This is a genomic window from uncultured Paenibacillus sp. (assembly GCF_963515335.1).
In the GTDB taxonomy this organism is placed as follows: domain Bacteria; phylum Bacillota; class Bacilli; order Paenibacillales; family Paenibacillaceae; genus Paenibacillus_I.
Map to the genome: position 1 here is coordinate 51473 of NZ_CAUPYC010000017.1, position 10852 is coordinate 62324.

The 10852-nt window shown below is 54.7% G+C and carries 8 protein-coding genes; 5 read left to right on the plus strand and 3 right to left on the minus strand.

What is annotated here, in order from left to right; all coding sequences use genetic code 11:
• Positions 1-125 precede the first annotated feature (125 nt).
• The 4 genes from RWM61_RS08245 to RWM61_RS08260 all read left to right on the plus strand — a co-directional run bounded on the left by RWM61_RS08245 (position 126) and on the right by RWM61_RS08260 (position 5039).
• A complete protein-coding gene (locus RWM61_RS08245; protein ID WP_313999414.1) occupies positions 126-1097 on the plus strand; it encodes a glycoside hydrolase family 113 in 972 nt (323 codons plus the stop codon).
• Positions 1094-2332, plus strand: coding sequence for an AGE family epimerase/isomerase (locus RWM61_RS08250; RefSeq protein WP_313999416.1), 1239 nt, complete (start codon positions 1094-1096; stop codon positions 2330-2332). Before RWM61_RS08245 ends, RWM61_RS08250 begins: the two co-directional genes overlap by 4 nt.
• A complete protein-coding gene (locus tag RWM61_RS08255; RefSeq protein WP_313999419.1) occupies positions 2329-3531 on the plus strand; it encodes a glycosidase in 1203 nt (400 codons plus the stop codon). Before RWM61_RS08250 ends, RWM61_RS08255 begins: the two co-directional genes overlap by 4 nt.
• Positions 3532-3710: 179 nt before the next feature.
• Positions 3711-5039, plus strand: a complete 1329-nt coding sequence (locus tag RWM61_RS08260) for an extracellular solute-binding protein (protein WP_313999422.1) — start codon at positions 3711-3713, stop codon at positions 5037-5039.
• Positions 5040-5102: 63 nt separating this feature from the next.
• Here the strand turns inward: RWM61_RS08260 and RWM61_RS08265 are convergent, their stop codons facing one another.
• The 3 genes from RWM61_RS08265 to RWM61_RS08275 form a co-directional block, all read right to left on the minus strand.
• A complete protein-coding gene (locus RWM61_RS08265) occupies positions 5103-7646 on the minus strand; it encodes a glycosyl hydrolase 2 galactose-binding domain-containing protein (RefSeq protein WP_313999424.1) in 2544 nt (847 codons plus the stop codon).
• Between the two features lie 69 nt (positions 7647-7715).
• Positions 7716-9485 carry a glycoside hydrolase family 9 protein gene (locus RWM61_RS08270; protein ID WP_313999426.1) on the minus strand — a complete coding sequence of 590 codons (1770 nt, stop codon included), beginning with the start codon at positions 9483-9485 and terminating at the stop codon, positions 7716-7718.
• A gap of 207 nt (positions 9486-9692) precedes the next feature.
• Positions 9693-10526, minus strand: coding sequence for a TIM barrel protein (locus tag RWM61_RS08275; RefSeq protein WP_313999428.1), 834 nt, complete (start codon positions 10524-10526; stop codon positions 9693-9695).
• 223 nt (positions 10527-10749) lie between these two features.
• On the opposite strand from RWM61_RS08275, the gene RWM61_RS08280 reads away from it, so the two are divergent.
• Positions 10750-10852, plus strand: a 103-nt coding sequence (locus RWM61_RS08280) for a LacI family DNA-binding transcriptional regulator (protein WP_313999432.1), incomplete at its 3' end; no start/stop codon positions are given.

Genomic DNA, 10852 nt, shown 5'->3' on the forward strand with positions numbered 1-10852 from the left:
GAATAAACAGTTGACAACGAATCCTGTGATGATACAATTCAATTGTTATCTAATAAATGTTGTTATTTTGCTAACAAAACTGATTTTTATGCTATCAAAAATTGCGGCATGGGAGTGTAGAGAGAATGAACACTTGGTCGGAGAAGGTAAACGGGATGACTTGGGGTTGGACGGGTATCCGCGGTACCTGGCAGGGGACGGATGCGGAGCATTCTATGTCGGAACTGAAGGCGCTCGGCGTCAACTGGATCGCGCTTGCCTTGGCGGCCGTCCAGGAAACGGCGCAATCCACTGCGATTCCGTTCCGCGAGGCGCCTACCGTGACGGATGACGAAGTCCGTTGGGCTATCCGGAATGCAAAGCGCCTGGGAATGAAAGTTTGCCTGAAACCTGTGGTCAACTGCGCGAATGGAACCTGGAGAGCGCATATCGGGTTTTTCCGGCAGGAGGTCCCCGGTGAGCCAAGCTGGGCGGATTGGTTTGAATCATATGGAGAATTCATTGTGCACTATGCGGAAATCGCCGAGCAGGAAGGCTGTGAAATGCTGTGCGTAGGCTGCGAGATGGTGCAGGCAGACAGCAGGGAAGCGGAGTGGCGGTCCTTGATTGCTCAAGTGCGCAAGGTATACGGTGGTCTGATCACCTATAACTGCGATAAATATCAGGAAGACAGGGTCAACTGGTGGGATGCGGTCGATATCATTTCTTCGAGCGGCTATTACCCCTCCGGTCAATGGGAGATTCAACTGGACCGGATTGAAAATACGCTTAATCGCTGGAATAAGCCGTTTTTTTTCATGGAGACCGGCTGTCCGAGCCGCTCAGGTTCGAGTCTGAGGCCGAATGACTGGTCGCTGGAAGGAGAGCCAAGTGAAGAAGAGCAGGCGAACTGGTACGAAGAGATGTTCACGGCATGCTCCCGCAGGGATTGGATGAGGGGTTATATGTTGTGGGATTGGCCGACCAAGCTGTATGATTCGTCAGAGGCATCGGCGAATGATGATTATTGCATGTACGGCAAGCAGGCGATGAAGACGGTTCGCGATTTTTACGCGGAACGTGTTCCGAAAATCGGAGAGGCTGGTGAAGTGAAATGATCGCAACCGAACGGTCGGCAGGGGAGTGGCGGTCCGAGCTGGAGCGCGAGCTGAAGGTAAATATTCTGAATTTCTGGATTCGACATGCGAAAGATGAGAGCAACGGCGGATTCATCGGCGAAATCAAGAGTGATATGACCAGAGTGCCCGATGCGGACAAAGGGCTTGTGCTCAATGCCCGTATTATGTGGTCGTTCGCCAGCGCTTACCGACTATACGGCGACCCGGTATACCTGGAGATGGCGGAGCGGGCGTTTGATGCGCTTGATTGTGTATTCAGAGACCGGGAGCACGGAGGGTTATACTGGATGACGGATGCGGCGGGCCGGCCTTCTCAGGACAAGAAGCAGGTGTACGGCCAAGCATTCGTGATTTATGCGCTTGCCGAATATATCAGGGCCAAGGGGCCTCGTTCCGGGGAAGCGTTGGAATGGGCGATCGAGATTTACCGTTTGCTTGAAAAGCATGCTTATGACCCGGTTTACCTCGGTTACGTAGAAGCGCTGGCGAGGGATTGGTCGGAGACCGATGACCTGTCCCTCAGCGGCAAGGACCTGAACGAAAGAAAATCGATGAACACTCATCTGCATGTGCTGGAGGCGTATACGAATCTGTACCGGGTTTGGAAGCCGAAAGGGCTTCGTGCAAAGCTGGCGGAGTTGATCGACGTACACCTTCAATATATTGTGAACACCGATAATCATCACTTTCAGTTGTTTTTCGACGATAATTGGAATGCTCAGTCCGGGCATGTCTCGTATGGGCATGATATTGAGGGCAGCTGGCTTTTGTGTGAAGCGGCCGAGGTGTTGGGGGATCAGGCACGGCTCAACACAGTCCGCAAGGAGGCGCTTGCGATGGCGAAAGCCGCCTTGGCGGAGGGCGTGGATGCCGACGGCGGCGTGCTGAATGAGTCGGACGGACAAGGGCATCTGGACGACACGAAGGACTGGTGGCCGCAAGCGGAGGCCATGGTGGGGTTCCTGAACGCCTATCAATTGTCCGGCGATGAGCGCTATTGGCAGGCTGCCCGCAAGAGCTGGGCGTTTACGAAGCGGTTCATTATTGATGATGAGCATGGAGAATGGCATTGGCAGGTATCCAGGGAAGGCGTGCCCAATCCCGCGTACGCCAAGGTCGATCCATGGAAGTGTCCCTATCACAACAGCCGGGCTTGCATCGAGGGTATGGAGCGCCTCGAGCATTTCATCACAAAGGAGACAGTGAAATCATGAGTGATTTTATGAACCGGCTGAAGCGACTGGCGGCCGATCACAAGCAGCTGTTGAACCGCCCCAATCCCCGCGTGGCGGGCGGAAACGGGCAATACGACCGGCACGAGCATCCGGTATTGACGAGCGGGCATGCTCCGCTTCACTGGCGCTATGATCTGAATCCGGAAACCAATCCGTTTCTCATGGAGAGACTCGGCGTGAACGCGGCGTTTAACGCCGGGGCGATCGAGCTTGACGGAAAGTACTGCTTGATGGCAAGGGTGGAAGGCGTCGACCGCAAATCGTTCTTCGCAGTGGCGGAAAGCAACAGCCCGACGGAAGGCTTCCGGTTCCGGGATTATCCGGTGCTCCTTCCGGAAACGGAGGATCCGGACGTCAACGTGTATGATATGCGGCTGGTGAAGCATGAGGACGGCTATATCTACGGGCTCTTCTGCACGGAGCGCAAGGATCCCGACGCGCCTCCTTCCGACACATCCAGCGCCACGGCACAAGGCGGCATTGCGCGCACGAGGGACCTGAAAACGTGGGAGCGTCTTCCCGATTTGCAGACACCTTCCCCGCAGCAAAGAAACGTGGTGCTGCATCCGGAATTCGTCGACGGCAAATATGCGTTCTACACGCGCCCGCAGGACGGATTTATCGATACGGGTGCAGGCGGCGGCATCGGCTGGGGCTTGTCCGACAGCATGAACCCGGCGGTGATCGACAAGGAAATCATTGTCGACGAGAAGAAATACCACACCGTCAAAGAAGTGAAGAACGGCCAAGGCCCGGCGCCGATCCGCACCGCCCATGGCTGGCTGCACATTGCCCATGGCGTGCGCAATACGGCTGCCGGTCTGCGCTACGTGTTGTATGCGTTCATGACGGATCTGAAGGAGCCGCAGCGAGTTGTCTATGCGCCAGGGGGTCACCTGATCGCGCCGGAAGGAATCGAGCGGGTGGGGGATGTATCGAACGTCGTTTTCTGTAACGGTGTGATCGCAAAAGACAACGGGGACGTCTTTATCTATTATGCATCCTCCGATACCCGAATGCACGTGGCTTCGAGCACGGTCGAGAAGCTGGTGAATTATTGCATGCACACGCCGGCCGATGCGCTTCGTTCCCGGGCTTGCGTGGAGCAGCGTTACGAGTTGATAACCCGAAACCTGGAATTGATGAAAAAACAGGAGTACAGTTTCCTGTCAGACTAACCTCCCCCCAATTCTGTAACCTAAATTTATTTTATTGTTATCATATTAGGTGACAATAAAAACAAATTTAAAGCATTTTCTTTAGAAACAAAACAGATATAATGAACAATGTAAGCGATGCCAATACGGGTTTGAAACTCGACCGGTACGCGAAAATCAGATTTTGGGGGTAGAATGAAATGAAGAAAAATGCTCTAGCAGTTCTTGTGCTCATGCTGGCCATGTCTCTTCTTGCCGCTTGCGGCGGCAACAGCGGCGGCAACAGCGGCGGCAACGCCAATGGGAACGCTTCCTCTTCGGCTTCCCAGCCCGAACCCGACGGGACAAGCTCCGGAGCTTCCGCCGAAGTCGGCGGAAAAATCAAAGTTTTGACCCACCGCACGGATTATGTGAATGACGGCACGATGGACAAGTATGTAGAGAAGTTTAAGGAAAAATATCCGAATGCCGAAATCGAATTTGAAGCCTTAACCAACTATGCGGCCGACATCAAAGTCCGCTTGACCACGGGCGAAGCGGGCGACGTCAATATGGTCGATGCCAGCCTGGCTTTGAACGAAATGCCGAATTATTATGAGCCGCTGCCCGACTCGATGTTCGAGAATGTATATTTTGCGGACTACAGAGCGGTTGACGGCAAGCGTTATGCGATTGCGACCGGCGTAAACACGCAAGGCATCGTTTATAACAAGCAGGCCTTCGCCAAAGCGGGCGTCGACAAGGTGCCGACGACGCTGGATGAGCTTTACGCAGCCGCGCAAAAGCTGAAGGACGCGGGCATTATTCCTCTTTATATGAACTATGGCGCACAATGGCCGATCGGCAACTGGGCGGAAGGCTCCGTGAAATATGTTGCCGGTGACATGAAATGGTTCGACAAACTGGTCACCGACGATGCTCCTTTCAAGGTTGACGGTCCATGGGGCACGATGATCAACATTGCCCGAACTTTCGTTCAGAAGGGCTGGGTAGAAAAGGATTTGGCGACGAACAACTGGGAAATGTCCAAGGGCGAGGTGGCTTCCGGTAAAGCTGCGATGTATTTCCTGGGCAATTGGGTCATCCCGCAAGTCATCGGCGCAGGCGCCAATCCGGACGATATCGGATTCTTTCCGCTGCCTTATGACAACAGCGGCAAATATAATGCCCCGCTCGGACCGGACTATTTCATCGGCGTGAGCAAGGACAGCAAGAACAAGGAGCTAGCGATCGCATGGGTTGAATTTTTTGTGAAGGAGTCCGGTTACGTCGATCAGTCCGGATTCATGCCGGTCGACAAAACCGTCGAGCCGCAGGTGCCGCAGTTGGCCGAATTCAAGTCGTTCAACCCGACGTTCCTGGAGGACGAAGCCACCGATCCGAGATTTAACGAGATCGCGAACAAAGCGGCAATCGATCTCTATGTAGGCAAAACGACCCAATCGCTGATCGTAGCCAAAGACCTGCAGGCGGAATACGACAAGCTGAACAAAAAATGGGCGGACTCCCGCAAGGCTCTCGGCTACTAAGAGAAGCCCAGACACAGAAAACCTCCCCGGTCACGGGGAGGTTTTCTCGTACTTGCAATGGAATTAACGTTTGATGAAATCAAACATGGACCGGACGGAAAGCCCGACGGGAGCGGCCGGAACGAACGGGATGGCGCCGTCGTCGCGTTTGCGGAAGGTGACGGTTGTGGGAAGGCCCGGCACCAAATCAAAAAAGTTATCGCTGAAAATGCCTTCCATTCCAGTCTCCAGATAAACCTGCTTGGCGAGGCGGGAAGCGGTGAACGTGAAGAAAGTGCCTGCGGCTCCGGCATTCTCCGTGACCGTGATGTGAGGCTCCTCCAGCGCCAGCTGCTTGGCCGGGACGAAATAATGCTCGGTCCGATCCAATATTTCGCCGGACATAACGGAGAATTCCGCGACCAGCACCAGGCTTTCCGCCGCTTCGCCGCCGATCCACTCCTGTGTCGGGATCGCAAATACCCGCTCGGCCGTATTGGCTTCCATAGACACCGGCTGGGAGGTTTCTTTCAGCAGACGGCCCTGGAAATCGAGAAGCCGGACGGACAAGCTGCCTTCAAGCGGAGAGAGCAGGTCCGAAATGAGATGGAAACCCGTTTCCCCTTCCGATTCCGCAATAGAAAGAAGAACGTCCTTGCAGCTTTTGCGCGCGTAGTACTGGACCGCTTTCCACCGGCCGTAGTAGTCCATGCTAGACCAGGAAGCGACCGGCCAGCAGTCATTGATCTGCCAATACAGCGTGCCCATGCAAAACGGTTTGCGGCGGCGGTGCGCTTCGATGGCCATCTTCATGGCTTCAGCCTGCAAAACTTGACTCATGTACAGAAACGAGGGAAAATCCTTCGGTTCTTTGCAGTAGATATCCGAGTACTCCTTGATGAGCCGGTTTCCGCTTTTGTGCCGCTGGTGATGGAGCATGACCTCGGACTCCAGCTCCATCTCCGTTTCCGCCGCATAAGTGCGGACGGTACGGTATTCGGGGAACGACTGGAACCCGTATTCGCTCATAAAGCGCCCGATATTCAGGTTGTAGTTCTCGAAAGGCTCGGAAGCGTGCCATACCGACCAGAAGTGAATATCGCCGCTCGTCGAATTCGTCGTCGCATGCTGCGTATGATCGCCTGTCAACGCCTGCATCGGCGAAGATGGCCAATACTCGGCGCCAGGGATGAGCCGCTCCACCACCTCCGGCAGCGTCTTGTGAAACACGGCTTCATAATCGGCCCAGATTTTGCCGCGCTGTTCGGCGGTATAGAGCTTTTTCCAGCCCCATCCGGCGTCTTCCGCATATTGCGCCCAGGCGCCGTCGATTTCGTTGTTCCCGCACCACAGTGCGATGCAGGGGTGGTTGCGCAGACGGCGGACGTTGTCCTCCGCTTCCCGCCGGACATTTTCCACAAAAGCCTCGTCCCCGGGATACATGCTGCAAGCGAACATGAAATCCTGCCACACGAGAATGCCATATTCATCGCATAATTCGTAAAAAATATCATGTTCATAAATGCCGCCGCCCCATACGCGCAGCATGTTGAAGTTGGACTCTGCAGCCGTCGCAATTTCGTGCCGGTAACGTTCATACGTCATTTCCGTTGCGAAGCTGTCTCCGGGGATATGGTTGGCCCCTTTGGCGAAGACGGGAACTCCGTTCAGCTCAAAATAAAACGAGGTGCCGTGCGTGTCGGGCTTGCGCACAAGCTTGATATCCCGAAGCCCCGCCCGCACGGTTTTCTCCGCCGCAATAATGCCTGCTTGGGTAAATGCCGCCTTGAACGCATGCATGACGGGTTCGCCGTAGCCTCGGCACCACCACAGGGAAGGGGCCGGAATCTCGGCGGGGAGCGATACGGTTTGGATGCCGGCATGAAGTTTGACAGGAGTTTCCCATTGACGGCTCCCGGTACTCAGGCTCAAATTGCCTTCCCACGGCGTTTCCGTTTCAATTTCGAGAACTGCGGTAATTTGAGCCGACACCGGCGAAACCCGATCCTGGCGGATAAACATGTCCCGGATGGTCAAGCCGGACCAGCTTCGCAAATAGACCGGTCTCCAAATGCCGCTCGTGACGAAGCGCGGACCCCAGTCCCAGCCATAATGGTAGGGAGCTTTGCGGGAGAACACGCTTAACTTCTTGTCCCCCACTCCGCCGGTTTCCGAGTCGTCATTGGGGGCCGGGAGACCGAAGCCTTGCCGCTCCAGCTTGTCAAGCCCTTCCCGGATTGGAGAACGGAAGCGAATGGCGAGCTTGTTTCCGCTTTCAAGGAGGAACGGCTTAACGTCCGCCGTCCAGGTGCGGAACATATTGTCCGCGGAGAACAAACGATGATCGTTCAGATCAACGTCGGCATATGTATCCAAGCCTTCAAATACGAGCTCCAGTCCGGATTCGGCGAGCACATCGGCCGGGACGTCAAACATCGTTTCGTAATCCCAATCTTGTTTGTCGATCCACTGCAGCTGTTTCTCATTGGTGCCGTGAAACGGATCCTTCACTTTGCCGTTACGAAGCAAGTCGGTATGCACGCATCCGGGAACCCTGGCAGGCAGCCATTCCGTTCCCTCCGGCGCCCGGAAACGCCAGTCGTTCAACGGCAGTTTTCGCTCATTCATATCACACATCGGCTCCTCTCGATTACTTTTTTATCGAGCCCCCTAATCAAGATTGCAAAATCATCGATCTTAGCTCAGATCGGCGAACGCGGCCACGAATACCGCCGGAGAATTCCAGTATATCGTCATCTCGTTTGTGGAGTAGCTGTCTTTATGATCGATAAAGCAGGCGGCCGGGGGCTGTCCCTTAAGCAGGGAAGCGGCGGCTTCATCCTGGATGGAGGAATTCGGTCCGCCCGCAACCATGCCTGGAACCGGTTCCGGTATGCCGTCGCCTACGGAAGGCCGGTGATGCGGATTCATTACCGGTTTGGCACCGAAACCTGTCACGTAGCAATAGCCCAACGTGTTGCGGCCGAGCAGGTAATGCCACTGGTCGAGCGCCGCGCTTGCAAACGACGTTCGTCCGGTCAGTCTGGAAGCGGTGATTAACAGCATCGCTCTGTTCATGACGAGCATGTTGCTTCCCCATATATATTCATCCGGAAGCAAGGCCACCCCAAATCCGCCTGCAGCACTTCTCCTCACGCACGAATCGGCTCCGGCCGCCCACGAATTCAACAGGTGTGAGCGAAACGGCGCCGGCAGATCGTCGGCTTCCATGGACAACAGGCACAACGTGCCATAACCGCCCGTGTCCGCCCAGCCCAACTCGCAGAGAGAAAAAGCTTCGCTGCCTGCAAGCTCTTGGGCCGCAGCCAAGTATTGCGGCTCCCTGGCCCATCTGAACAATTCGGCGGCCGCCCAGTATTTCTCATCCTGCCAGCAGTCATCCCCGTATTCGCCCGTTTTAATATCAGACGGATTCGTAAAACCGGTGCCGGACTCGTTCTCCGTCAGCCAGGACCAGGCGGATTTAGCGGCCCGCCCATATTTTCCCGCCATGGAAGCATCAATATCGCGATAGATCCGGGCAGCCATGGCCATAACCGCGGCGAAAGCTGCCGTGGAAGTATGCGATACCGGCGAAAAGATCAAGTCCGCGGTGTCGGATTCCGGCATGCAGTCCAAGGCGGGGAACTCCGCCGTCGTTACCTTGTGATAAACGGCGCCGTCCTTGCGCTGCATGTTCAGCAGAAACAGGAGTTCGAAACGGACCTCGGCAAGCACGTCCGGCATACGAATCTCCGGATCGGGGATTCCGATCGGCTCCCGGAAAGCGGAAGGGAACCATTCGTAAGCGAGCATGAGATCGGCGACGGCTTTCGCCGCGGCTACCGTATATTTCCCGTAATCGCCCGCATCATGCCAGCCCCCTGACTGCGGGTATCGCTCCTCCGGCTTGCCATGAACATGAGCATCTGTGAGATGGCAAGCCTTGTGCGACCAGGGGCCGGCATAAGCAGCTTCCAGTTCCACTCCGCACCGCTGGTAGTAAAAGCTTTTTAAGAGCGCGTTTTTGATTGTCTGATAGGGGCGGCCGCCGATTGGAAACAGGGGGGACTGCACACCTGCATCCGTCAGACGGATAAAGTAGCTGCCCGGCGACCGGACAGCCGAAAAGTCGCCGCGCGCGACCGGCATACCGCTTGAATGGTCAGGGTGAAGCGGGGAGGTGCTCCCGGAATAAACCGTTTCGCCGGAGACGCTGTTCACGACCTCGAATCTGCCCGCGGCATCGGAGGTAAACACTTTCGTTAAGTCCGGCGAATAACCTGATTGATTCAGATGAATTTGGCAAGTGTGCGGCAAGAAGTTCAGCTCCTTATCCTGTCGGGCTTGTGCAATGACTTGCTTGAAATCGTCCATCAGGTGAATTCCGTAACGATGGGCCAGAGCGGGCACGAGGTCGAGATCCCGGAAAAGCTCTTCGTCAAAGTCGCCGGGACCGTAAGTCATGAGTCATCTCCATGTTTGTTTAATTTAGGTTAATTATAATAACAGAATGTATATAAATGATTACAAACCTATTATATACGCCGCGTTTACGAAATAACAAGGTGAAAATCAAGTAGGTATGGATAAAATTATTATCAACACAAATAACGTTTAGATAATAATAACCTAACGAAGAAGAACACCTGATGGTTCCGCACGGATTCATCTTCACAAGGAGATGTTGAGCTCCGCAGCGGTCTGGCGGATGTAATCCGCTGCTTGCCGGTACTCGTCATTCGTCGACAGATGCTCGATAATCAGCGTGGTATCCGGGTGCAGCTTGTTCAGCTCCGTCAGGAATGTCCGGTAATCCAGCATGCCCCGGCCCGGTATAACCTCGTCCAGATGAACCGTTAAATGACTCCGCAGCAGAATGTCCTTGGCGTGGCAATTGCGGATATAAGGCCCAAGCTTCGCAAAAAAGTCCCGTATCATCTCACCGTTCCGGTAATAAGCGCGGGGGCTGCTGACGATATTGACGGGATCGAAGTGGACGCCGAAGCCTTTGCGGTCGATGGCTTTGATCAGAGACAGATAGGAGTCGGCCGAATCAGGGAACACCCACGGCATCATCTCCAATGCGAATACGGTGCGTTCCGGTTTGACGGCATCGATAATTGCGCGTGTCGTTTCCACGATCAACTCAAACGTCTCATCGGTAAAATTGTCCGGATCGGGACCATCCCATTGCTCGCCGCGGGAACCGGCAATATTCACGCAGCATTGGGCAGCTATCCGTTCAGCCAGCTCCAGCCGTTTAATGCAGTAGGCGATGGCATTGCGCCTTGTTTCCTCGTTCCGGCTGATCGGGTTGCTCCACGCGCCGACCTCGGAGATCAGAATATCATGCTCTGCCGCCGCCTTCAGGTAGTCCTCGAGCTCGCCGAGATCGTCATCCCCGTTAATCGGGCAGGTCGTCGCGCGAAATCCCGCCACTTTAAGTGCGTTTGACCAACTCTCCGGATTTTTGTCTTCTACAAACACCTGGCCTCCAAGCCGCATCGAAATCCCTTCCTTTGGGTGAATTGTATCTGGTCAGCAGGAAAAATGATGATGCGCCAAGTATATCATAAACGCGCGTTTATACAAGAGTGGGTTGCATGTCCAGGAAGCGGGTTGCGGGAAATTTTTATTTTCTTCTTGGTTTAAAAAGGATTGACAGCGATTTTGGGCATTGTGTATGATGATACCATAAACGCGTGTTCACGAAAGAGGTCGACATCGATTGAAAAAGGCAGAAATCAACAGCGTAGAGATCGCCCGCATGGCCGGCGTTTCCAGAAGCACAGTCAGCAGAGTGATCAACAATTATGCCAACGTTCCGGCAG